Here is a 23,997-nt window from a genome sequence, read left to right as displayed (position 1 = left end):
GAGTTATCCCAATGACTTCTTGTAGCGGCCTTCGATCATCCGGTTCCACGACAGCATGATCAGCAGGTTGAGCAACAGCAGGGCCACGGCGATGGCCGCGCCCATCGGCCAGTTGAGCTCCGACAGGTACTGGTCGTAGATCAGCGTGGCGACCATTTTTATCCGGCGTCCGCCGAGCAGGCCGGGGATGGCAAACGAGCTCGCCGCCAGCCCGAACACGATCAAGGTGCCGGAGAGCACGCCCGGCATGATCTGCGGCAGCACCACTTGGCGCATCACGGTGAAGTGGCTGGCACCGAGGGACATCGCGGCCTGTTCGGCCGCCGGGTCGAGTTTTTGCAGCGAGGTCCAGACCGGAATGATCATGAACGGCAGCATTACGTGGACCAGCGCAATCACCACCGCGAACGGCGTGTAGAGCAGCTTCATCGGCGAGCCGCCGAGGGCTTGCAGGGTCTGGTTGACCAGGCCGTCGGCGCCGAGCAACAGGCTCCAGCCGAAAGCGCGCACCACCACCGAAATCAACAGCGGGGTGAGGATCAGAATCAGGAAAATCGAGCGCCACGGCGTGCCCATGCGGCTGAGGATGTAGGCCTCGGGAACGCCGATCACCACGCAGAGCAGGGTGGTCAGGGCGCTGATCCACATCGTGCGCAAAAAGATTTCGTAGAAGTACGGATCGCCCAGCAGGCTGCTGTAGTGATCGAGGGTGTAGGCGTCGCCGTTGATCCCCGAGCTGTAGTCGAAGACGTTGAACGACAGCACCAAGGTCAGCAGCAATGGGATAACCAGCAGGCTGAGGTACAAGGCCAGGGCCGGTGCCGACAGCCAGTAACCCTGGCGTCCCTGGCGAATGGCGACAAGCGTACTCATGCCGGCACCTCGTCAACACTCAGCACCCGCAGCAGCGTCGCGTCCCAATCGAGCCCGACCGCCGTGCCTTCGGTCAGCGGTGCCGAACCGTCGTTGCGGCGCACCACGCTGAGTTCGCCCAAGGTTGTCGAGACGCCGTACAGCCATTGGCTGCCGAGAAAGAAGCGGCTGACGATGTTGCCTTGCAGGCGGCCTTGGCCTTTGTCCCGCAGATCGATTTTTTCCGGACGCAGACTCAAGGTCAATTCGCCGCCGCTGTTCACTTGAACCACGCCAGCGCCATCACGCTCCCCCGGCAGCAGATTGGCCTTGCCGACGAAACCGGAAATGAACTCGGTGCGCGGGTGTTCGTAGAGGGTGTACGGCGCGTCGATCTGGGTGATGCGCCCGGCCTGCATCACCACCACCCGGTCGCTGATGGACAGTGCTTCGGACTGGTCATGGGTGACCATCAGCGTGGTGATCCCGACTTCGCGCTGGATGCGGCGGATCTCGAATTGCATCTCTTCGCGCAGGTTGGCGTCGAGGTTGGACAGCGGCTCATCGAGCAGCAGCACCGGCGGCTCGATCACCAGGGCCCGAGCCAATGCAACACGCTGACGCTGGCCACCGGAGAGCTCTCGCGGGTAACGCTCGGCGTGCTGGTTCAGGCGCACCAGTTTCAGCACCCGGTCCACCCGCTGCTGCAACTCGCCGCTGGCCACTTTGCGCATGCGCAGGCCGAAGGCGACGTTGTCTTTAACGGTCATGTGCGGGAACAGCGCGTAACTCTGGAACACCACGCCCAGACCACGGCTGGCGGGTTTGGCGTGGGTGATGTCGCGACCGTCCAGCACAATGCGGCCGCTGCTGACTTCGACGAAGCCGGCGATCATTTGCAGGGTGGTGGTTTTACCGCAGCCGGAGGGGCCGAGCAGCGAGACGAACTCGCCTTTCTCGACCGAGAGGTTGGTGGCAACGACGGCGTCGATCTCGCCGTAACGTTTGCCGAGTCCTTCAAGTTGCACAAAAGCCATAACTGCGCTCCACCTGAGATTGTTATGCGTCGCCCGAAGGCGCGCTTTTTTGTATGGGCAGATACGAAAAGGTCTTGCTGGGTGCGTTGGCGCTCGACTTCTGTCGGCTGCCGCTGTTGTTCGAATCGCCCCTGTCTGGACGCAGAGTAGGACGAAGAATAGGATGGGCTCAATGGCCTATTTCACTGAAGCGATGACTATTTTCAGTTTCATTCGGTGAGTAAATTAATACTCGAGAAAACCCATGACAGATTCCATTGAGCGGAATGAAAGCAAAAGTGATGTCGGTGTCGGCGCGGTCTCCAGACTGTTTGCCGTGCTGCGCAGTCTGGGTGACACCGTCGAGGGCGGGGAGCGGGTGACGCAATTGGCCCAGCGCATCGGGTTGTCGCAACCGACCACGCACCGATTGCTGCGCAGCCTGATGGATGAGGGCATGGTCGAGCAGGATGCGCGCAGCAAACGCTATCGCTTGAGCCTGGAGTTCTTTGCACTGGCGGCCCGCGCCGGAAACACCGGAAACCTGCGCGAACTGGTGCGTCCGGCGCTGCTGCGGCTGTCGGCGTCGTTGGGGGATTCGTTGTTCTTGCTGGCGCGCAGCGGTTTTGATGCGATCTGCCTGGACCGCAGTGAAGGGCCGTTTCCGATCCGCACCTTTACCGGTGACATCGGCGGGCGGGTGGCGCTGGGCGTGGGGCAGGGCAGCCTGGCGATTCTGGCGTTCCTGCCGGAAGAAGAGCGCGACACGGTGATTCACTACAACTTGCCGAGGCTCAAGGATTTCCACCTGTACGACGAGGTGTTCCTGCGCTCGGAAGTCGAGAACGTGCGCAAGCTCGGTTATGCCGGGCGCAACACCGGCGTGTTGCAGGGCATGGCCGGGGTGGCGGTGCCGATTCTGGATCGTGAAGGGCGGGCGGTCGCAGCACTGAGTGTGGCGACCGTGAGCGATCGGCTGGGGCCGGATCGCTTGCCGACAGTGGTGGAAATGCTCAAGCGCGAAGCGGCGCTGATCGGACCGCGGATCAATCCGTTCGACCCGTTGCTGCGTAGGCCTTCGCAAGTGTTCGGGCAGGGCTGAAACCGCCACAAATCCCCTGTGGGAGCGGGCTTGCTCGCGAAAGCGGAGTGTCAGGCGACATTGATTTATCTGACACACCGCATTCGCGAGCAAGCCCGCTCCCACAGGGAACGATCAGTATCGGAAGTCAGAACTGCGCGGTTTGCTTGAGTATCTGCGCTGCTGGCGTATCAGTGGGGCTGACCATCGCGTAGTTATACCCGCCCCCCGACCAGTACTCGGCCTGCAACTCGCCATCACTGCGACTGCCCCTCGGCAACAGGTAGTTTTTCGGACCCGGTGGGCGGACGTAGAAACTGATTTTATGGCCGCCCTGATCCTCGTAGACCACCATCGCCGCGGGCCCTTGCTCGGTACTCAGCAAGCGTCCGCTGACCGGTTTGAAACCGGCGCCCGAGAGGTCAGGCAAGCGATTGGCCTGAGTGAAGTAGCGGTCGAGCCAACCCTGCATGTCACCGTCATCGCTGACTTTGTAATCGGCCGGCAAAATGCCTTGCTGGGCAATCAGGCGATAGGCCTGCAGGGCATCGGTCATCGGCGGCATGGCACTGATGAGCATCATCTCCCGGGCTTGCCAACCGCTGAATCCGCCGACGCTGACCGCGATCAGCAACACGGCGGCGTTGGCCAGGTGACGGCGAGATTGTCGTTTGAGGCGTTGGCGAATCAGCGCCGGGTCGAGCTCCGGATTGGCCGGTTGCTGCAGGGCGCCGCTCAATGCCGCGCGCAATTGCTGGGCGTCCTGCTGCCAGGCCCGCACTTTGGCAGCCACTTCAGCGTTGCTGGCCAGAAAAGTGTCCACCAGACGTCGGTCGGCATCGCTGAGTTGCTGGTCGACATAGGCGTGCAGGTCACGCTCGCTTGGGGGCAGGCTGATCATTTGAGTCTCCGCAGAGAAGGGCGGGTGATTTCGCCGTCGCTGAGTTGGCGCAAGGCCTGGCGGGCACGGGACAGGCGGGACATCACGGTGCCGGTGGGGACGTCGAGAATCTCGGCGACCTCTTTATAACTCAAGCCTTCGACCGAGACCCAGAGCAGCAGGGCGCGCTGTTCGGTGGTGAGTTGATCGAAAGCTTGCAGGGTCGATTGGGCGATCACGGTGCGCTCCACCGACGGCTGTGAATCGTCACGCCCGGTAAAGAATTCGAGCATTCGCGCATAACGCCGGGAGCGTCGGTGAGCATCGAGAAACTGTCGATACAGAATCGAAAACAACCAGGCGCGCAAATCGCCGTCGGGACGTTTGTTGCCCCAACTCGACAGCGCGCGCTCAAGGCAAGATTGCACCAGGTCGTCGGCGCTGCTGGGATTGCGCGTCAACGACACGGCAAACCGGCGCAATCTGGGAATAATTTCTCGCAGTTGTTCGTCGATATCGTTCATGAAGTTCTGGCTAGTCACTACGCTGTGGACTAGGGAGACGCCCGGCATTGGAGGTTATTCCACGCCTGAAAAAATAAATACCGGGCGATGGAATAAACCGCCGTGGGGTTCGTCTGCTTGATCCTTCTCACTTGTGGCCGATGGCCCTGGAGTCTTTCATGGTAGATCGCTCATCACCGCCAACCCGGCCACCCTTGAGTGCCGCGAGCCTGACATTGCGTCTGGCCGGTATCGCTGTGGTGGTTGCCGCCCTGGCCGGGGCTTTTGCCTACGTCAACGGCACCTTCGACCCACAGCGCCTGACCCCGAAAAAGCTGATCAATGTGCTGGAGACCAACAACGGCGTGCACCCGGGCTTCCGGCGTAACCACTCCAAAGGCGTGTGCGTGATCGGGCATTTCGAGAGCAGTGGCGAGGCGCGCAGCTATTCCAGCGCTCAGGTGTTCAATGTTGCGCGGACCCCGGTGGTCGGGCGTTTCGCCTTGCCGGCCGGTAATCCTTATGCGCCAGACAACAGCGTGCCGATCCGCAGCCTGGCGTTGCGCTTCACCCAGGCCAACGGCCAGCAGTGGCGCACCGGGATGAACAGCATGCCGGTGTTCCCGGTGGGTACGCCCGAAGCGTTCTATCAATTGCAGCAGGCCCAGTCGCCGGACCCGGCCACCGGCAAGCCGAACCCGGCTGCGGTGCCAGCGTTCTTCGGTTCGCATCCGGAAGCTGCACCGTTCCTGGCCTGGATCAAAACCGCCAAGCCGTCGGCCAGTTACGTGACGGAAACCTACAACAGCGTCAATGCGTTTTACCTGGTGAACGCGGCCGGGCAACGGCAAGCGGTGCGCTGGAGCATGGTGCCCGTCGCTCAGGATGCCGCGGGTGCTACGGCGCCTGAGGGTGGTGAATTCCTCGAGAAAGACCTGGTTCAGCGTATTTCCGCAGGGCCGCTGCGTTGGCAGTTGAACATCACGCTGGCCAACCCCGGCGATCCGGTCAACGACGCCAGCAAGGCCTGGCCCGAGGGTCGCAAAGTGTTGAACGCCGGCACCCTCGTACTCGAAAGCACCCAGCCGCAACTCAATGGCGAATGCCGTGACATCAACTACGACCCGCTGGTACTGCCCGCCGGCATAGAAGGTTCCGAGGACCCCTTGCTCGCCGCTCGTTCAGCGGGGTACGCCACTTCCTACTTGCGTCGTACCAGCGAAGTCAGCCAGTTGCCCTCTGCCAATAAACAGGAGTCTCGTCAATGAGCGCTCAACCGAACCACTTCGCGCCTTTAGCGCGATTGCTGCACTGGCTGATGGCGCTGATGATCATTGCCATGCTGTTTATCGGCGCGGGTATGGCCGCTTCGGTGTCCGAGCGTCATGAGTGGCTGATTCATCTGCACAAACCGTTGGGCGTCGCGATTCTGCTGTTGGTGGTCGTGCGCCTGGCCGTGCGCTTTTCCACGCAACAGCCACCGCTGCCGGCGGATCTGCCGGGTTGGCAAGCGCTGGCGGCCAAGGCTTCGCATGTTTTGCTGTACGCCTTGATGCTGATTCTGCCGCTGCTGGGTTGGGCGATGATTTCGGCGGCGGGGGATCCGGTGATGCTCAGCAGCTCACTGCAGTTGCCGTCGATCGTACCGGCGAATGCGCAAGTGTTTGCGTTCCTGCGCAAGGCTCACGGGTATTTGGCGTATTTGTTGTTCCTGACAGTGCTGCTGCATTTGGCGGCGGCGTTGTTTCATGGCTGGGTGCGCCGCGATGACGTGCTGGACAGCATGTTGCGGGGCAAGGATCGCGGCTGATCCCTTACGTTCACTTGTAGCAGCTGCCGAGCCTGCGAGGCTGCTGCTACATGGATCGGGCAATCAGCGCAAGGTGTTGACCATTTCCGCGACGGTTGTCAGTACATCCTTGCCCAATTGCTTCGAGCGTTTGCCAGACCAGCCGGTCAGCGCATTCGGCGCATCGTTGTTGTCCTTGAAGGGCATTTCGAGGGTCAGCGACAGGCAGTCGAATTTCTGACCGACGCTGTTGCACGCCAGGGTCATGTTGGCTTTGCCCGGTTCGTCACGGGTGTAGCCGTGCTTGGTCTGGAAGTCCTTGGTCAGGTGCTTCAGATGACTGCGGAAGTGCTCTTCGAGTTTTTCGATCCGTGGCGTGTAACCCGGGTTGCCTTCGCAACCGGCGGTGAACACGTAGGGGATTTCTTCATCGCCATGGATGTCGAGGAACAGGTCCACACCATACTTTTCCATCTGTTGCTGAACGAACAACACTTCCGGGCTGATTTCCTGGCTGGCGCTCTGCCAGGCGCGGTTCAGGTCCTGGCCCATCGCGTTGGTGCGCAGGTGACCGTGGAAAGCGCCGTCCGGGTTCATGTTCGGCACCAAATACAGATCGGCGCTGGTCAGCAGTTTGTTCAATACAGGATCGTCGTGTTTTTCCAGGCGTTCGATCACGCCTTCCATGAACCATTCGGCCATGTGTTCGCCGGGGTGTTGCTGGGCGATGATCCAGACTTTGCGCTGACCTTCGGCGCCCGTGCCTTTACGCAGCAGCTGGATGTCTCGACCTTCGACACTTTTTCCGGTGGCCAGCAGTTCGGTGCCAGCCTTGGTCAGCGCTTGCTCGATCAGCCAGTCGTGACGGCCACGGCTGTAGGGTTCGAAGTAAGCAAACCAGGCGTGGGTGGCGGTGGCTTCAAGGCTGAAGCGCAGGCAGTCACCTTCGAAAATGGTCGGCACCCGGAACCAGTTGACGTGGTCGTAGGACGCCACCGCCTGATAACCATCCCAGGCTTTGTTGTAGGAGGACTTGCTGGCATTGTTCAGACGAAACCAGTGTTCCTGACCGACGTGAAGACCGCTGGCCTTGAAGTGGAACCACTGAAAGTGCTGGCTGCGGGTGTCTGGCTTGATGGCCAGCAGGGCTTGCAACGGATTGCTGATGTCCAGTACTTCAATGTTGCCACTGTCGAAGTTGGCACTGATGTCGAAAGAGGATTTAGCCACGGTCATAGTCGATTCCTGAATATGATTTTATGGCTGTTACTTTACACGCTGGGAAGGGAAAAACCGGGGGGAAATTCTGGGTGAAGCGGGGGGGCGTCCTCCTTGACGCCGACGAAGCTTAGAGACTGTGCGATTGATTCTCAAGCGCTATTTATGATTAGTTTGGGCCAATGAAGCCGGGCTTCTCTTGCCAATGGATATTCTTTTGATATCATCCGCGCCATTCGAATTTGCAGCACCTAAAGACTTCATTAGCCTGAAGGTAAAGCCAGAATAACTGGCAAAAAAAAAGACCCGGCAAAAAGCCGGGTCAAAAACCGTGATTAGCCTGATGAGGAGATAGTCCAGGAGACCGACCTAAGGTCACTTGGACAATCGACTGATCTCGCGACCAGCTGCGTGCAATAATAATCATTCTCGTTTGCAAGTCAAATGTTTTTATCTGCGCGATTGGAAAGTTCTTTCCCGTCCTCCTTGTCAGTACCCGTGTCTCACCCGTTCTGATCGCCCTCCAGGGATCGATCCACCATCGCCCTGGCCATGTCGATCATGTGCACCGTCGAAATCGCCAGGTCCCGACTTGCACCCTGCAAATTGCTGGCTGACTCGTACGCGATAGCGGCTGCACAACGCAGCAAATCGGTGGCATGGACCAGCGCCTCTTCGCAGCTGATGTTGCGGTTTACGTCAAAGAAACGTTCTTCGACCACGTCCTCTGAAACAGCTGGTTTCAAGTAATAGTCCAGCGCTCGTTGCGCGGCGGCAGAGCCTTTGGGCGAGGTGAGGGAAGTGTCGATGTGCATGTCAGGCAGGTCGTTGCAGGGGATGGACATGGCGATGGCAAACTCCGTGATAGATTCAGATCCGTGAACCCATCCTAGTACGTACTGTATTTATGACGAGAGATTAAATACTACAATTTGTGTTTTGACGGCTGGAGGCGCCCACGTATCGTGCCGCACATGGATAAATGGATTGAATTGGTCAAGGCCAAGATGAGTGAACTCAAAGTCACTCAAGAAGAACTCGCAGATCGCCTCGGGATGTCCCAGGGCGGCGTCGGCCACTGGCTGAACAAACGCCGCGACCCCGGCGTCGTCAACATGAACCGTGTGTTGAAGGCGCTGGGCATGGACTTTCTCGAAGTGGTGCTGGTGATCCGCGAACCCCTCATCCTGGAAGAGGAGGAGATGCCTCTGGCGCTGAAGTACAACCCGTACTTCCGCTACCCGGTCAGTGACTGGAAGGAGCCGGCGCAGCTGCGCGATGGTGAGCTGACGGTGTATCGCAAGGAGGAACGCTTCGAGCTGACCGACTACCACGCCCAGGGCCCGGCCTTCTGGCTGAGTGTGGTGGGCGATGCGATGACCGCGCCCACGGGTATCAGCATTGCCGAGGGCATGATGATCCTGGTGGACCCGGCCATCGTGCCGGAACCCGGAAAACTGGTGATCGCCCAGTGGCCGGACAGCGCCGAGGCGACCTTTCGCAAGCTGATCGAAGAGGGCGGGCAGCGTTACCTGGTCCCGCTCAATCCGACCTATCCGAAGGCTATCTTCACCGACGAGTGCCGAATTATCGGCGTAGTGGTCCAGGCAACCGCCAAATTCTAATCAGATCGGTCCTCGCAAGACGTAGGACCGATCTTCATTTCATGCTTCTTCAAACTCGACCAGCGCACTGCCTTCGCTGACCATCTCGCCTTCCTGGCAATACAGCGCCTTGATCACCCCGGCGTGTGGCGCCCGAATGCTGTGCTCCATCTTCATCGCCTCCAGCACCACCAGCTGCGCCCCGGCTTCGACCGTTTGCCCGGCTTGCACCAATACCCGCACGATGCTGCCATTCATGGGCGCGGTCAGCCCGCCGTGATGGCTGTGACTGGCCTCGACGGCGCTGATCGGGTCGTAGGACTCGATGCGGCGCAATTCACCTTCCCATTGCAGATACAGAACGTCGCCCCGGCGGATTGCCCGATGCTGGCGGCGCAGGCCGTTGTGCTCGGTCAGCAGTTGCTCGCCCTTGAGTTGAGCGGTGTGGGCATCAGCGTCGCCCAATGTCAGCGCGCGATCCTGGCTTTCACAACTCAAGTGCAGGGTGATTTCTGTCGGCAGTCCGGCACGGAAACCGTTGCTGTTGGCCCAAGGTGAAACCGGGTCATCGGCTCGTGGAGAACTCGGCTGGCTTTGAGCAAAAGCCTGGGCGGCGGCTTGCCAGAATTCGTCACTGAGGTCTGAGGCGACGGGCAGTAGTTCTTCCTGATAACGCGGAATGAATCCGGTATCCAGTTCGGCCGCCGCAAACGCCGGATGGCCGACGATCCGGCGCAGGAAGTTGATGTTGGTCTTGAGCCCGCCAATGGCAAACTCATCGAGCATGCTCAGCAGCCGCAGTCGCGCCTGTTCACGATCCTCGCCCCAGGCAATCAGTTTGCCGAGCATCGGGTCGTAGAACGGTGAAATTTCATCGCCTTCTTCGACGCCACTGTCCACCCGCCGTCCCGGACCTTGAGCGGATTCACGGTACAGCTCCAGTCGACCGGTCGCCGGCAGGAAATCATTGCCCGGGTCTTCGGCATACAACCGCACTTCGATGGCATGGCCGATCAGCGGAACCTCGGCCTGAGTCATCGGCAGCGCTTCGCCACGGGCCACACGAATCTGCCAGGCCACCAGGTCGAGGCCGGTGATGGCTTCGGTGACCGGGTGTTCGACTTGCAGGCGTGTGTTCATCTCCATGAAGAAGAACTCACCCCGCGAATCCAGCAGGAATTCCACAGTGCCGGCGCCGACATAACCGATGGCCTGTGCCGATCGCACGGCGGCCTCACCCATGGCGCGACGCAGTTCCGGGCTCAAGCCTGGAGCGGGTGCTTCTTCAACGACTTTTTGGTGCCGACGCTGGATCGAGCAATCACGTTCGTTGAGGTACAGGCAATTGCCGTGCTGGTCGGCGAACACCTGGATTTCCACGTGACGCGGTTTGAGCAGGTACTTCTCCACCAGCATTCGCGAATCACCGAACGAGGATTTCGCTTCACGCTGAGCCGAGGCCAGGGCTTCGGCCAACTGGCTGATATCCTCGACCACTTTCATGCCTTTGCCGCCGCCCCCTGCGGTGGCCTTGAGCAGCACCGGATAACCGATGCGTTCGCAGGCGTCGCGGAAGGTGTCGAGGTCCTGAGCCTCACCGTGATAGCCGGGCACCAGCGGTACGCCGGCGGTTTCCATCAAGGCTTTGGCGGCGGATTTGCTGCCCATGGCATCGATGGCTGAGGCGGGCGGGCCGAGGAAAATCAGGCCGGCTTCTTCGATCGCACGGGCGAACCCGGCGTTCTCGGAAAGAAAGCCATAACCCGGATGAATCGCCTGAGCGCCGCTGGCCTTGGCGGCGGCGATCAGTTTGTCGATTTGCAGGTAACTGTCAGCGGCTTTGCTGCCACCGAGGTCGACGCGGATATCCGCTTCGCGGCTGTGTCGGGCTTCACGGTCAGTGGCGCTGTGGACGGCCACGGTAGTCAAGCCCAGGGCTTTGGCGGTGCGCATCACCCGGCAAGCGATTTCGCCGCGGTTGGCCACCAGCAGGGTGGTGAGAACAGGTGCGCTCATCAACGCGGCTCCTTGGTGGTGGTTTCGGCTTGCCAGCTCGGCGGACGTTTTTGCAGAAAGGCCCGCAGGCCTTCCTGACCTTCGGGGCTGACGCGGATGCGGGCGATGGCGTTTTCGGTGTAGCGGCGTAGTGCCGGGGTCAGCGCGCCGTGGCCGACTTCGCGGAGCAATTCCTTGCTGGCGCGCAAGGCGGCCGGGCTGTTGAGCAGCAGGTTGTCGATCCACTGTTCGACTTTTTGCTCCAGCTCAGCGATCGGATAACTCTCCGACAACAAGCCGATTTCCCGCGCTCGTTGTCCGCCGAAACGCTCGGCAGTCAGCGCGTAGCGACGTGCCGCGCGCTCGCCGATGGCTTGCACCACGAACGGGCTGATCACCGCCGGGGCCAGGCCGATGCGCACTTCCGACAGGCAGAACTGCGCGTCATCGGCGCCGATGGCCATGTCGCAGCAACTGATCAGGCCCAGCGCACCACCGAATGCAGCGCCTTGCACCACCGCCAGCGTCGGGACTTTCAGCTTGGCGAGGTTGTACATCAACTCCGCCAGTTCCCGGGCATCGTCGAGATTGGTGTGGTAATCGAGTTCGGCCGATTGCTGCATCCAGGCCAGATCTGCGCCGGCACTGAAATGCTTGCCGCGTCCGCGCACTAGCAGGAAACGCAGACTGGTGTCGCTCGACACTTTGTCCAGGGCGAGGATCAGTTCGCGGATCATTTCGGCGTTGAAGGCGTTGTTCTTTTCTTCACGGCTGAGCCACAGGGTCGCAAAACCACGCGGGTCGGTCAGCAGTTCGAGGGTGTTGAAGTCGCTCATATATATCCGTCTCCACAACTCTTGTGGGAGCGGGCTTGCTCGCGAAGAACGATAACGCGGTGCATCAGGTAAACCGCGGTGAACCCTTCGCGAGCAAGCCCGCTCCTACAGAAAATCACATCCGGAACACGCCGAAGCGGCTCGGTTCGATTGGCGCGTTCAGCGACGCCGACAAGGCCAGGGCCAATACATCGCGGGTTTGCGCCGGGTCGATGACGCCGTCGTCCCACAACCGGGCGCTGGAGTAGTAGGGATGACCCTGCTCTTCATATTGGTCGAGGATCGGTTGCTTGATCTCGGCTTCCTGCTCGGCGCTGAAACCGTGGCCACTGCGTTCGGCCTGCTCGCGTTTCACCTGCACCAAAACACCCGCCGCCTGCTCGGCGCCCATCACGCCGATGCGTGCGTTCGGCCACATCCACAGGAAACGTGGATCGTAAGCTCGCCCACACATGCCGTAATTACCGGCACCGAAACTGCCGCCGATGATCACGGTGAATTTCGGCACCTTGGCGCATGCCACGGCGGTCACCAGTTTCGCGCCGTGCTTGGCGATGCCGCCGGCCTCGTATTTCTGGCCGACCATGAAACCGGTGATGTTTTGCAGGAACAGCAGCGGAATGCCGCGCTGACAGGCCAGCTCGATGAAGTGCGCGCCTTTCTGCGCGGCTTCGGCGAACAGAATGCCGTTGTTGGCGAGGATCGCGATCGGGTAACCGTGCAAATGGGCGAAGCCGCACACCAGGGTCGTCCCGAACAGTGCTTTGAATTCGTCGAACACCGAACCATCCACCAACCGCGCAATCACTTCACGCACGTCGAACGGCTGCTTGGCATCCGCCGACACCACGCCGTACAACTCGTCGCTGGCGTAAAGCGGGGCGATCGGCGTGCGCTTTTGCAGCTCACCGAGTTTGCGCCAGTTGAGGTTGGCGATGCTGCGTCGCGCAATGGCCAAGGCGTGTTCGTCACTCTCGGCGTAGTGGTCGGCGACCCCGGAAATCTTGCAGTGCACATCGGCCCCGCCGAGGTCTTCGGCGCTGACCACTTCACCGGTCGCGGCTTTCACCAGCGGCGGGCCGGCGAGGAAAATCGTCGCTTGCTCGCGCACCATGATCGCTTCGTCGGCCATGGCCGGCACGTACGCGCCACCGGCGGTGCAGGAACCCATGACCACCGCGATTTGCGGAATGCCCATGGCGCTCATGTTGGCCTGGTTGAAGAAGATCCGTCCGAAGTGCTCACGGTCCGGGAACACCTCATCCTGACGTGGCAGGTTGGCGCCACCAGAGTCCACCAGATAGATGCACGGCAAGCGATTCTGCTGGGCGATGGTTTGGGCGCGCAGGTGTTTTTTCACGGTCAGCGGGTAATACGAGCCACCTTTTACGGTGGCGTCGTTGGCGACGATCATGCATTCGACGCCTTCCACGCGACCGATCCCGGCAATCACGCCAGCAGCCGGAACGTCTTCGCCATACACCTCGTAGGCCGCCAATTGGCTGATCTCGAGAAACGGTGAACCCGGATCGAGCAGGCGATTGATCCGTTCACGAGGCAGCAGTTTGCCCCGCGAGGTGTGGCGCTCTTGCGCCTTCGGGCCGCCACCTTGCTGCACTTTAGTGAGCAGGGTGTGCAGGTCGTCGACCTGTTTGAGCATCGCCGCGCTGTTGGCCGCGAACTCCGCCGAACGGGGGTTGAGCTGGGTATGCAGGATAGCCATGGACAGCTCCGTTTAGCGGGTTTCGTTGAACAGTTCGCGACCGATCAGCATGCGACGGATCTCACTGGTACCGGCACCGATTTCGTACAGCTTGGCGTCACGCAGCAGGCGACCGGCCGGGAATTCGTTGATGTAGCCATTGCCACCGAGAATCTGGATCGCGTCGAGGGCCATTCGGGTCGCGCATTCGGCGCTGTAGAGGATGACGCCGGCGGCGTCCTTGCGGGCGGTTTCGCCGCGTTCGCACGCTTGTGCTACCGCATAGAGATAGGCGCGGCTGGCGTTGAGTTGGGTGTACATGTCGGCGACCTTGCCCTGGATCAGCTGGAATTCGCCGATGCTTTGGCCGAACTGCTTGCGGTCGTGGATGTACGGCACGATCAAGTCCATGCAGGCCTGCATGATCCCGGTCGGGCCGCCGGACAGGACAACGCGTTCATAATCGAGACCGCTCATCAGCACCTTCACGCCGCCATTGAGCACGCCGAGGATGTTTTCTTCCGGTACTTCGACGTCGTCGAAGAACAGCTCGCAGGTGTTGGAACCGCGCATGCCGAGCTTGTCGAATTTGTTGCTGCGGCTGAAGCCTTTGGAATCACGTTCTACGATGAACGCGGTGATGCCGTGGGGGCCTTTTTCCAGGTCGGTCTTGGCGTAGATCACGTAGGTGTTGGCATCCGGGCCGTTGGTGATCCAGGTCTTGCTGCCGTTGAGGACGTAGTGATCGCCGCGTTTATCGGCGCGCAGTTTCATCGACACCACGTCGGAACCGGCATTCGGTTCGCTCATGGCCAGGGCGCCGATGTGTTCGCCGCTGATCAGCTTCGGCAGGTATTTGGTTTTCTGTTCGTGATTGCCGTTGCGGTTGATCTGGTTGACGCAGAGGTTGGAGTGCGCGCCGTAGGACAGGGCGACCGAGGCCGAACCGCGGCTGATTTCTTCCATGATCACCACGTGCGCCAGGTAACCCAGGCCAGCACCGCCGTATTCTTCCGGGACGGTTACGCCCAGCAGGCCCATGTCGCCGAATTTACGCCACAGGTCGGCGGGGAACAGGTTGTCGATGTCGATTTGAGCGGCGCGTGGTGCGATCTCTTTGGCGACGAAGGACTGAACCTGATCGCGCAGCATGTCGATGGTTTCACCGAGGGCAAAGTTCAGGGATGGGTAGCTCATGGGTCACCTTTTGGCATTTTTGTAGGGTAGGGAGGGCCGTGATTTGGTTCTCACCTTTACGTTAACGTAAGCCTGTGACGAATGGCTGTCAATCGCCCTTTACGTTAACGTCAACTTGAGCGAGAGTAGAGCCAGTTTCGACACGGTAAAGCGGACCGACTCTGTGGGAGCGGGCTTGCTCGCGAATGCGGTTTGTCATTCAACATTCATGTCGATTGACCCGCCGCTTTCGCGAGCAAGCCCGCTCCCACAGGTGACGTTCGGCAACCCACTAATAAAGACAATAGGGGTCGTCATGGATCAACCCAGTGCAAGCCCGCAGCGCAGTTACACCCGTGGTTCCCAGGACAAAGCCTTGCTGGCGATGACCATTGGCGAGGCGTTCGATAACACCGTCGCGCAGTACCCGACCGGAGAGGCGCTGGTCGTGCGCCATCAACAGTTGCGCTACACCTGGCAGCAACTGGCAGAAGCCGTGGATCTGCATGCCAAAGCTTTGTTGGCGCTGGGCTTGCAGACCGGTGACCGTCTGGGTATCTGGGCACCGAACTGCGCCCAATGGTGTATCAGCCAGTTCGCCAGCGCGAAAATCGGCGTGATTCTGGTCAACATCAACCCGGCCTACCGCAGCTCCGAACTCGAATACGTGTTGAAGCAATCCGGTTGCCAATGGCTAGTCTGCGCCGGTGCCTTCAAGACCTCCGACTATCACGGGATGCTGCAAGGCCTCGTTCCCGAGCTGGCTGAGCAATCCATCGGAAAGTTACAAAGTGAACGACTGCCGGAGCTGCGCGGTGTCATCAGCCTTGATGCCCAGCCGCCATCGGGTTTCCTGCCGTGGTCGCAATTGACCGATCTTGCGGGGAGCGTGTCGGCGCAGCAGTTGAGCGAACGTCAAAACAGCCTGCATTTCGACCAAGCGGTAAACATCCAGTACACCTCCGGTACCACCGGTTTCCCTAAGGGCGCGACCCTCAGTCACTACAACATTCTCAACAACGGTTACATGGTCGGCGAAAGCCTCGGCTTGACCGCGAGTGATCGCCTGGTCATTCCGGTGCCGCTGTATCACTGCTTCGGCATGGTCATGGGCAACCTCGGTTGCATGACCCACGGCAGCACCATGATTTATCCCAACGATGCGTTCGATCCACTGCTGACCCTGACTACCGTCGCCGAAGAAAAGGCCACCGCGCTTTACGGCGTACCGACCATGTTCATCGCCATGCTCGATCAGCCAAAGCGCTCTGAATTCGATCTGTTGAGCCTGCGCACCGGGATCATGGCGGGGGCGACCTGTCCGATCGAAGTGATGCGTCGGGTCATCAGTGAGATGCACATGAGCGAAGTGCAGATTGCCTACGGCATGACGGAAACAAGTCCGGTGTCATTGCAGACCGGTCCGTCAGACGAACTGGAATTGCGCGTCACCACCGTCGGTCGCACCCAGCCACAACTGGAAAGCAAGATCATCGACGAGGCGGGCAATCTCGTGCCGCGCGGCACTATCGGTGAGCTGTGCACCCGCGGCTACAGCGTGATGCTCGGTTACTGGAACAACCCGCAAGGCACCGCGGAAGCCATCGACCAGGCCGGCTGGATGCACACCGGTGATCTGGCGAGCATGAACGACGAAGGCTACGTATGCATTGCCGGACGTAATAAGGACATGATCATCCGCGGCGGTGAGAATGTTTACCCGCGGGAGCTGGAAGAGTTCTTCTTTACCCATCCAGCGGTGGCGGATGTGCAAGTGATCGGGATTCCGTGCTCGCGGTATGGTGAAGAGATTGTCGCCTGGATCAAATTCCATCCTGGCCACAGTGCTACCGAGCAGGAGCTGCAAGCGTGGTGCAAGGAGCGCATCGCGCACTTCAAGACACCGCGTTACTTTAAATTCGTCGATGAGTTTCCGATGACCGTGACCGGGAAGATCCAGAAGTTTCGGATGCGTGAGATCAGTATCGAGGAATTGCGCGGTAACCAAGACTGACAACATTCCCCTTGTGGGAGCGGGCTTGCTCGCGAACGCGGTGGATCAGTCGACACATGCAGTGACTGACACGCCGCGTTCGCGAGCAAGCCCGCTCCCACAATTTGATCGAGGAAAACACGAATGCCGGAAAGCACAAAGGGGAGCCGAAGCTCCCCTTTAATTTTGTCGTTGCGCGTGCTCTTTTTTTATTATTGAGGGGCGGTCTGTTGTTGTTTTTGGAAACCGTGACCCTTTACCGCTGTTTTTGTCGATCCCCATCCGGGATCAAGAGCAAACGTATTTTTTTGAGCGCTGATCTACTTTTTCGCTAAGCGATCCAACCAGTTCGGGAGCTACCTGAAGGTAGTTTTATTGTTCTCTGCCCGGTTGCGGGTTACTCCGAAAAGCACCCTGAAAAGCATATCCTCTCCAAAAAAATCTGTTAGCTGCGTCTCTGCCGTGTTGTTTTTGTTATGTCAGAGTCGTTACGTCTTATTTTTATTAGGTTTGCCGCTTTTTTTGTTCTTGTTATGCCATAGAGATAGCAGAAGCCGTGCCAACTTTTAAAAATCCTTTTAAATCAATAGTTTATGATTTTGTCGGATTTTTCGTTCCGTCAAAACCCGACAATTTGTTTCCGTGTTACTCGCTTGCGCCCCACGTTTCAGACGCGGCGGTAACACCCCGGCACATCCGCGCACTCACTGTGCGCTACGAGCGTTGGCCACGCGCGAACCGGTCGGTCGCCCCAGCACTGCGCAAATCTGCTGACCGGCCAGAATCAAGGCGTCCAGGTCGATACCGGTCTCGATACCCAGGCCATTGAGCAGGTAAACCACGTCTTCGGTCGCGACGTTACCGCTGGCGCCCTTGGCGTATGGGCAGCCGCCGAGGCCGGCGATGGAGCTGTCGAACACCGAGATGCCTTCCAGCAGGCTGGCGTAAATGTTGGCCATGGCCTGGCCATAGGTGTCGTGGAAGTGCCCGGCCAGTTTTTCACGGGGTACATCGGCCGACACCACGTCGATCATCTTGCGGGTCGCGCCAGCGGTGCCGGTGCCGATGGTGTCGCCCAGGGAAACTTCATAGCAGCCCATCGCGTAGAGCTCGCGAGCGACCCGAGCGACTTGTGCAGGCGCGACGTCACCTTCGTAAGGGCAGCCCAGCACACAGGACACGTAACCGCGCACGCTGATACCGTGTTGCCTGGCGGCGTCCATGATCGGCACGAAGCGCTCCAGGCTTTCGCTGATCGAGCAATTGATGTTGCGCTGGGAAAACGATTCTGACGCGGCAGCGAAGACCGCGACTTCCTTGACCCCGGCTGCAATGGCGTCTTCAAACCCGCGCAGGTTCGGGGCGAGTGCACCATACGTCACGCCAGGCTTGCGCTGGATTTGCGCGAAGACGTCGGCGGAACCGGCCATTTGCGGTACCCATTTGGGCGACACGAAACTGCCGACTTCTATATAGCCGAGACCGGCGGCAGTCAGCGCGTCGACCAGTTGCACCTTGTCCGCAACGCTGATGGGGTGGGCTTCGTTTTGCAGACCGTCGCGTGGACCGACTTCGACCAGGCGTACGTGAGTGGGTAGGGACATGGGATTGACCTATTGTTATGGACGAACACTGTTCAAATGTGGGAGCGGGCTTGCTCGCGAAAGCGGACTTACATTCAACATTGATGTTGGCTGACTGATCGCCTTCGCGAGCAAGCCCGCTCCCACATTAGATTTGTGTAGACCTATTGAATGACTTCCTGGTTTTTGATGGTCTGTTCCAGCGCCTGGGTGCAACGCTCCTGTGCGGTGTCCAGTTCCAGCTTCATCTGTTCGATGTCTAGCATCTGCTGCTCCAGCTGTTCGCGGCGTTCGGCGATTTTGGTCAGCATGGTTTGCAGCTGTTTCTGATTGCCGCCGGTGGGGTCATAGAGTTCGATCAACTCGCGGCATTCGGCCAGGGAGAAACCAATGCGCTTGCCCCGCAGGATCAGCTTCAGGCTGACCTTGTCACGGGGCGAGTAAATGCGTTCCTGCCCGCGTCGCTCGGGGCTGAGCAGGCCTTGCTCTTCATAAAAGCGAATGGCCCGGGTGGTGATGTCGAGCTCGCGGGCGAGGTCGGAAATGCTATAGGTCTGGCTGCTCATGGAAGCGCTCGAAAAAGGTCATGGCGCTAAGCTAATGGCAGGTTGACGTTTACGTCAAGCATCGCTGATCTTCGGTGTTCTTACGGGCCTCTTCGCGAGCAAGCCCGCTCCCACATTTAACCCAGTTCTTTCAGAAAGAATGCGATCGAATGTGGGAGCGGGCTTGCTCGCGAAGAACGATGACGCGGTGCCAAGCCCTACACTTTATCGAGCTTCTTCTCATGTGCCGTCACCTGCTGGCACAACTCGATCATCTGCTCGCGCATCCAGCGGTTGGCCGGGTCCTGGTCGGTGCTTTCGTGCCAATAAAGGTGGGTTTCCACCGGCGGCACATCGTTGACCGGCAGGTTCACCGAGTACAAATCATGGCGACGGGCAAAACGTTCCGGCACGGTCATCACCATGTCGGTCTGCTGCAACACTTGGGATGCCATTAAGTAATGCTGGGACCGCAGGGCGATCTTGCGCTGGATGCCCATTTTTCCCAAGGCCAGGTCGACATGACCCAGACCGCTGCGGCGGCTGGAGATATGGATATGGGTCAGCGACAGGTAATCGTCGAGGGTGAACTTTTCTTTGCCCGCCAGCGGATGGCCCTTGCGCATGGCGCACACGTAACGGTCCTCCATCAACTTGACGTGGCGCACTTGCGGGTCAGTGTTGAGGGGGGCATCGACGGCGAAATCAAGACGCCCGGCCGCCAGTTCCTTGGTGGTTTCGCGGCGCTTGGACAGGAAACTTTCGATGATCACCGTCGGTGCCAGGCGACGCAGGCGCTGGAACAGCGGCGGCAGGATCACCGCTTCAGTGAGGTCGGTCATGCTGATGCGGTAGGTCTTGACCGCCTGCAACGGGTTGAAAATACGGCTTTCCTGCACCGATACCCGCAGCAGGGAGAGGGCGTTGCGCACCGGCCCGATAATGTTCTGCGCCATGGGCGTCGGGACCATGCCCTGAGCGGTACGCACGAACAATGGGTCATTGAAGGTCTCGCGCAGACGGGCCAGGGCGTTCGAGACCGCCGGTTGAGTAATGCCGACAATCTGCCCGGCGCGGGTCAGGTTGGCTTCGGTGTAGATCGCGTCGAAGACGATGAAAAGGTTGAGGTCGACCTTGCTCAGATTCATTGCGCGGCACTCTTATTGTTTGGGGCTTTTTGTTGTGGCCGGAGGCCTTGGCGATCACCCGATCATATATCGGTGATGAATGTTAATACACGCCGAGAATAGGCTAGGTAAATTTTCGTAGCTGTTCTAGCATCGAATGCATGACCTGAACAACTCATCAAAACCCTCAGTCAAAAGGTAGAGCTGCCCATGGATTTCGCTTATTCGCCCAAGGTGCAAGAACTGCGTGAGCGCGTGACCGCGTTCATGGACACCTACGTTTATCCCGCTGAAGCGGTGTTCGAGCGCCAGGTCGCCGAGGGCGATCGCTGGCAGCCGACCGCAATCATGGAGGAGCTCAAACTCAAGGCCAAGGCTGAAGGTTTGTGGAATTTGTTTCTGCCTGAGTCCGAACTCGGCGCCGGCCTGACCAACCTCGAATACGCGCCGTTGGCGGAAATCATGGGTCGTTCGCTGCTGGGCCCCGAGCCGTTCAACTGCTCCGCGCCAGACACCGGGAACATGGAAGTGCTGGTGCGTTACGCCAACGAAGAGCAGAAGCAACGCTGGCTCGAACCGTTGCTGCGCGGCGAGATCCGTTCGGCGTTCGCCATGACTGAACCGGACGTGGCCTCGTCTGACGCCACCAACATGGCCGCCCGCGCCGTGCGTGATGGCGACGAGTGGGTGATCAACGGCAAAAAATGGTGGACTTCAGGCGCCTGCGATCCACGCTGCAAGATTCTGATCTTCATGGGCCTGAGCGATCCTGACGCGCCGCGTCATGCGCAGCACTCGATGATTCTGGTGCCGGTGGATGCCCCGGGCGTGAAGATCGTTCGTCCGTTGCCCGTGTTCGGTTACGACGACGCACCCCACGGCCACGCCGAAGTGCTGTTCGAAAATGTCCGAGTGCCGTACGAAAACGTCCTGCTGGGCGAAGGACGCGGCTTCGAAATCGCTCAGGGTCGCCTTGGCCCGGGACGGATTCACCACTGCATGCGCTCAATCGGCATGGCTGAACGTGCATTGGAACTGATGTGCAAACGGGCGGTAACCCGTACTGCGTTCGGTAAACCTTTGGCACGCCTGGGCGGCAACATCGACAAAATCGCCGACTCGCGGATGGAAATCGACATGGCTCGGCTGCTGACATTAAAAGCGGCGTACATGATGGACACCGTCGGCAACAAGATTGCGAAAAGCGAAATCGCTCAGATCAAGGTCGTCGCACCGAACGTGGCCTTGCGGGTGATCGACCGGGCGATCCAGATCCATGGCGGGGCAGGGGTGTCCAACGATTTCCCACTGGCCTACATGTATGCGATGCAGCGCACTCTGCGCCTGGCCGACGGTCCGGACGAAGTGCACCGCGCGGCGATCGGCAAGTTCGAGATCGGCAAGTACGTACCCAAAGAAATGTTGCGCAACAGCCACTGATTAATGTGGGAGCGGGCTTGCTCGCGAAAGCGGACGGACATTCAAAATCAATTTTGACTGTTCAACCGCTTTCGCGAGCAAGCCCGCTCCCACAGGTTCGGTTCGTCAGTCGACCATTGGCAACCCGTAGAATGCTCGCGCACACGCGGTGCTGTGAGCCGCCAGATCTTCCTCGCTCTCCCCGCGATGCAGCGCCACTTCCCGCAACACTTCGGTCAGATACGCCGGTTCGTTGCGACCATTCTTCGGCTTGGGTCGCAGACTGCGCGGCAACAGATACGGCGCATCGCTCTCCAGCATTAACCGTCCCCGCTTGATCTCTTTCACCAGTGGATGCAGGTGCGTGCCCCGGCGCTCGTCGCAGATCCAGCCGGTGATACCGATGTGCAAATCCAGATCGAGGTAACTGAACAGCGCCTTCTTTTCGCCCGTGAAGCAATGCACCACGGCGGCCGGCAACTGATCACGGTAATCGCGAAGGATTTCCAGCAAGCGCTGACTGGCATCGCGCTCGTGGAGGAACACTGGCAATTGCAGCTCGACCGCCAACTCCAAGTGCTTTTCCAGGACTTTTTCCTGCTGCGGGCGCGGGGAGAAATCACGATTGAAATCCAGCCCGCATTCACCCACCGCCACAACGTTTGGCTCCTTGAGCAAACTGCGCAGACGTTGGGCGCTGTCGGCGTTCCAGTCGCTGGCGCAGTGGGGGTGAATGCCGGCCGTGGCGAACAGCCGTTGAGCCGTTTCGTCCAGTTGTCGGCACAGTTCCAGCGCCTGCTCACTGCCCTCGACACTGGTGCCGGTGAGCACCAATTGGCAGACCCCGGCAGCGTAGGCGCGGTCGAGTACAGCCTGGTGTTTGTCGGCAAAACTGGGGTTGGTCAGGTTGACGCCGATATCGATGAGTTGCATGGTGCTACCTCGGACCAAAGGCCGGAAAGCATATCAGAGCTGTAGATTTATAAGAAAAGCCAAGAACTACAACGAGTTATAGCTGTCTCTTGGTGCCGCGAGACAGGTCAGGGTGGTCAGGGTGCCATCACTGTGCCAGTCTTTCGCACTTTGCCAGCGCTGACGGCGCTCTGTTTCTGTCGTTCGATTTCATGAAAATTCTTGAAGTCGGCCCAGTATTCTTTCTGGAGAGTGGATGATACGTCCCTCGGTTTTGCTCCTGCTGTGTTGTTCGTTGCTGCTGCCGATGCCGGCGGTTGCGCGTCTGGCCGGGCCGTTGCAAGCCGTGCCTTCGACCAAAGTGCGAGACTTGGCGGAAATCCGCAGCAGTCGTGTGTTGCGGGTGCTGGTCAACCAGAGCCGCAACAGCTCCGGCGAAGTCCAGGGTCAGGCCATCGGTGTTGAATACCACCGCTTGCGTGCCTTCGAGCAGTACCTCAACGGTCACGCCCGTGACGGTCAGGAAATTACCCTAAAGATCATTCCCAAGGGCAAGGATCAACTGATCGGCGCTTTGCAGCGCGGCGAGGGGGATCTGGTCGCACCGGGGGAATTGCTGGACCTGCAACCGGGCCACGCGGTCAGTACCAGTGAACCGATTGCCAGCAACATCCCGTTGATATTGGTCGGGATCAAAGGCGAGCGACGTTATACCCGTCTCGAACAACTCTCCGGCAAAACCCTGGCGTTGCCCACCGGCAGTGCCGCCGGGGACGCGGTCAGCCAGATCAATCAAAAGCTCGCCTTGCTCAAACTGCCACCGGTGACCATCGAGTGGGTCGATCCCAGTCTGGCGGTCGAGGATGTGCTGGAGATGGTCCAGGGCGGAATCTTTCACCTGACGATCGTCGAGCAACCCATTGCCGAGCGCTGGGGCAAGATCCTGCCCAAATTGCGTTTCGATCGGCAGGTACTCATCAGTGAACCGGGCGAAGAGTTCTGGTTCGTGCGCCGCGACGCCTCTATGTTGCGCGCGAGCATTGATCGCTTTCTGACCGGTTACAAAAACCCATCGGATCAGGATGCCGCGTTCCTGCGGATCTATCGACGTCTGTATCAAGTGCACTATCCATTGGCCAAGGCTGATCGGCAGCGCCTCGAAAAACTTCGACCGGTGCTGCAGAAACACGCCGAAGCCCAAGGCATGGACTGGTTGAATCTGGCGGCCCTGGCGTTCAAGGAATCGGCCCTGCAACCCAATGCCCGCAGTGGCAGCGGCCCTACCGGCCTGATGCAGATCACCCCGTCCGCCGCCCAGCGGGTGGGGGTCGACAACATTCAGAATCTCGACGCCAATGTGCAGGCCGGGGCCAAGTACCTGGCGATGATTCGTCGCAAGTTTTTTGCCAGCCCCAAACTCAACGAGCGCGAGCGCATGGCGTTCGTGCTGGCGGCCTACAACATGGGGCCGGAGCGGGTTCAGGGCATGCGTGCCGAGGCTCGTCGGCGCGGTTTGAATCCCAATCAGTGGTTCTTCCAGGTCGAACGCATCGCCATGGAGCAGGTGGGAATGGGCGCCGTCAGCTATGTTAATAGCGTGAACAAGTATTACCTGGCGTTCGATCGGGAGCGGGAGTCGTTGGAGCCCCAGGGGCAGAAAGTTGCCTCACGCAAATAATCGAATAAACTGATTGTTATGGCGCATTAATTGCGCTTTTAACATGAGATTTACTGATTAATATAGCGGCCAACCAACACACACTGAC

At 59.6% G+C, this 23,997-nt stretch carries 21 protein-coding genes; 7 read left to right on the top strand and 14 right to left on the bottom strand.

The genetic code is table 11. The annotated features are described in order from the left end of the window. Positions 1–3: 3 nt before the first annotated feature. Both DFS28_RS06635 and DFS28_RS06630 read right to left on the bottom strand, forming a co-directional pair. Positions 4–873, bottom strand: coding sequence for an ABC transporter permease (locus DFS28_RS06635; protein WP_111449059.1), 870 nt, complete (start codon positions 871–873; stop codon positions 4–6). Beyond that, a complete protein-coding gene (locus DFS28_RS06630) occupies positions 870–1,889 on the bottom strand; it encodes an ABC transporter ATP-binding protein (protein ID WP_111449058.1) in 1,020 nt (339 codons plus the stop codon). The genes DFS28_RS06635 and DFS28_RS06630 overlap by 4 nt, the downstream gene beginning before the upstream one ends. Before the next feature lie 244 nt (positions 1,890–2,133). On the opposite strand from DFS28_RS06630, the gene DFS28_RS06625 reads away from it, so the two are divergent. Beyond that, positions 2,134–2,970: an IclR family transcriptional regulator gene (locus DFS28_RS06625; protein WP_008148459.1), complete on the top strand. Its 837-nt coding sequence runs from the start codon at positions 2,134–2,136 to the stop codon at positions 2,968–2,970. A gap of 127 nt (positions 2,971–3,097) precedes the next feature. Here DFS28_RS06625 and DFS28_RS06620 read toward each other — a convergent pair whose 3' ends face one another. Continuing rightward, positions 3,098–3,850, bottom strand: coding sequence for an anti-sigma factor (locus tag DFS28_RS06620; protein ID WP_111449057.1), 753 nt, complete (start codon positions 3,848–3,850; stop codon positions 3,098–3,100). Next, positions 3,847–4,353, bottom strand: coding sequence for a sigma-70 family RNA polymerase sigma factor (locus DFS28_RS06615; RefSeq protein ID WP_111449056.1), 507 nt, complete (start codon positions 4,351–4,353; stop codon positions 3,847–3,849). Before DFS28_RS06615 ends, DFS28_RS06620 begins: the two co-directional genes overlap by 4 nt. A 158-nt stretch (positions 4,354–4,511) precedes the next feature. Here DFS28_RS06615 and DFS28_RS06610 point away from each other — a divergent pair, with 158 nt between their 5' ends. Continuing rightward, positions 4,512–5,600: a catalase family peroxidase gene (locus DFS28_RS06610; protein WP_111449055.1), complete on the top strand. Its 1,089-nt coding sequence runs from the start codon at positions 4,512–4,514 to the stop codon at positions 5,598–5,600. Further along, positions 5,597–6,142: a cytochrome b gene (locus tag DFS28_RS06605; protein WP_111449054.1), complete on the top strand. Its 546-nt coding sequence runs from the start codon at positions 5,597–5,599 to the stop codon at positions 6,140–6,142. The genes DFS28_RS06610 and DFS28_RS06605 overlap by 4 nt, the downstream gene beginning before the upstream one ends. A gap of 63 nt (positions 6,143–6,205) precedes the next feature. Here DFS28_RS06605 and DFS28_RS06600 read toward each other — a convergent pair whose 3' ends face one another. Then, entirely contained in the window at positions 6,206–7,357 is a 1,152-nt protein-coding gene (locus DFS28_RS06600) for a M14-type cytosolic carboxypeptidase (protein WP_111449053.1), read from the bottom strand. A gap of 485 nt (positions 7,358–7,842) precedes the next feature. After that, positions 7,843–8,184 (bottom strand): DUF6124 family protein, encoded by a 342-nt coding sequence (locus tag DFS28_RS06595; protein WP_111449052.1) that lies wholly within the window; start codon positions 8,182–8,184, stop codon positions 7,843–7,845. 129 nt (positions 8,185–8,313) lie between these two features. On the opposite strand from DFS28_RS06595, the gene DFS28_RS06590 reads away from it, so the two are divergent. After that, positions 8,314–8,964 carry a LexA family transcriptional regulator gene (locus DFS28_RS06590; protein ID WP_111449051.1) on the top strand — a complete coding sequence of 217 codons (651 nt, stop codon included), beginning with the start codon at positions 8,314–8,316 and terminating at the stop codon, positions 8,962–8,964. Between the two features lie 39 nt (positions 8,965–9,003). On the opposite strand, the gene DFS28_RS06585 is transcribed toward DFS28_RS06590, so the two are convergent. The 4 genes from DFS28_RS06585 to DFS28_RS06570 form a co-directional block, all read right to left on the bottom strand. Next, entirely contained in the window at positions 9,004–10,959 is a 1,956-nt protein-coding gene (locus tag DFS28_RS06585; RefSeq protein ID WP_111449050.1) for an acetyl/propionyl/methylcrotonyl-CoA carboxylase subunit alpha, read from the bottom strand. Beyond that, complete coding sequence (locus DFS28_RS06580) at positions 10,959–11,774, bottom strand: gamma-carboxygeranoyl-CoA hydratase (protein ID WP_111449049.1); 816 nt, start codon at positions 11,772–11,774, stop codon at positions 10,959–10,961. Before DFS28_RS06580 ends, DFS28_RS06585 begins: the two co-directional genes overlap by 1 nt. 115 nt (positions 11,775–11,889) lie before the next feature. Next, positions 11,890–13,497 carry a carboxyl transferase domain-containing protein gene (locus tag DFS28_RS06575; RefSeq protein ID WP_111449048.1) on the bottom strand — a complete coding sequence of 536 codons (1,608 nt, stop codon included), beginning with the start codon at positions 13,495–13,497 and terminating at the stop codon, positions 11,890–11,892. A gap of 12 nt (positions 13,498–13,509) precedes the next feature. Beyond that, positions 13,510–14,673 carry an isovaleryl-CoA dehydrogenase gene (locus DFS28_RS06570; protein ID WP_046047545.1) on the bottom strand — a complete coding sequence of 388 codons (1,164 nt, stop codon included), beginning with the start codon at positions 14,671–14,673 and terminating at the stop codon, positions 13,510–13,512. 295 nt (positions 14,674–14,968) lie between these two features. Here DFS28_RS06570 and DFS28_RS06565 point away from each other — a divergent pair, with 295 nt between their 5' ends. Continuing rightward, positions 14,969–16,666, top strand: a complete 1,698-nt coding sequence (locus tag DFS28_RS06565; protein ID WP_111449047.1) for an AMP-binding protein — start codon at positions 14,969–14,971, stop codon at positions 16,664–16,666. Between the two features lie 683 nt (positions 16,667–17,349). Here DFS28_RS06565 and DFS28_RS06555 read toward each other — a convergent pair. The 3 genes from DFS28_RS06555 to DFS28_RS06545 form a co-directional block, all read right to left on the bottom strand. Then, positions 17,350–18,249 (bottom strand): hydroxymethylglutaryl-CoA lyase, encoded by a 900-nt coding sequence (locus DFS28_RS06555; RefSeq protein WP_111449046.1) that lies wholly within the window; start codon positions 18,247–18,249, stop codon positions 17,350–17,352. A gap of 143 nt (positions 18,250–18,392) precedes the next feature. Then, a complete protein-coding gene (locus tag DFS28_RS06550) occupies positions 18,393–18,794 on the bottom strand; it encodes a MerR family DNA-binding transcriptional regulator (RefSeq protein WP_111449045.1) in 402 nt (133 codons plus the stop codon). Positions 18,795–18,991: 197 nt separating this feature from the next. Beyond that, a complete protein-coding gene (locus tag DFS28_RS06545) occupies positions 18,992–19,921 on the bottom strand; it encodes a LysR family transcriptional regulator (RefSeq protein WP_008148497.1) in 930 nt (309 codons plus the stop codon). Between the two features lie 189 nt (positions 19,922–20,110). On the opposite strand from DFS28_RS06545, the gene DFS28_RS06540 reads away from it, so the two are divergent. Further along, a complete protein-coding gene (locus DFS28_RS06540) occupies positions 20,111–21,340 on the top strand; it encodes an acyl-CoA dehydrogenase (protein WP_111449044.1) in 1,230 nt (409 codons plus the stop codon). A 105-nt stretch (positions 21,341–21,445) separates the two neighbouring features. On the opposite strand, the gene DFS28_RS06535 is transcribed toward DFS28_RS06540, so the two are convergent. Continuing rightward, entirely contained in the window at positions 21,446–22,252 is an 807-nt protein-coding gene (locus DFS28_RS06535) for a TatD family hydrolase (protein ID WP_111449043.1), read from the bottom strand. Positions 22,253–22,487: 235 nt separating this feature from the next. On the opposite strand from DFS28_RS06535, the gene DFS28_RS06530 reads away from it, so the two are divergent. After that, a complete protein-coding gene (locus tag DFS28_RS06530; protein WP_111449042.1) occupies positions 22,488–23,909 on the top strand; it encodes a transglycosylase SLT domain-containing protein in 1,422 nt (473 codons plus the stop codon). The last annotated feature ends 88 nt before the right edge of the window (positions 23,910–23,997 follow it).

Origin of the sequence: Pseudomonas sp. 478 (assembly GCF_003254125.1) — a bacterium.
Lineage (GTDB): Bacteria > Pseudomonadota > Gammaproteobacteria > Pseudomonadales > Pseudomonadaceae > Aquipseudomonas.
Note: the sequence above shows the minus strand (reverse complement) of the source record. Positions and strands in the feature narration are given on the sequence as shown.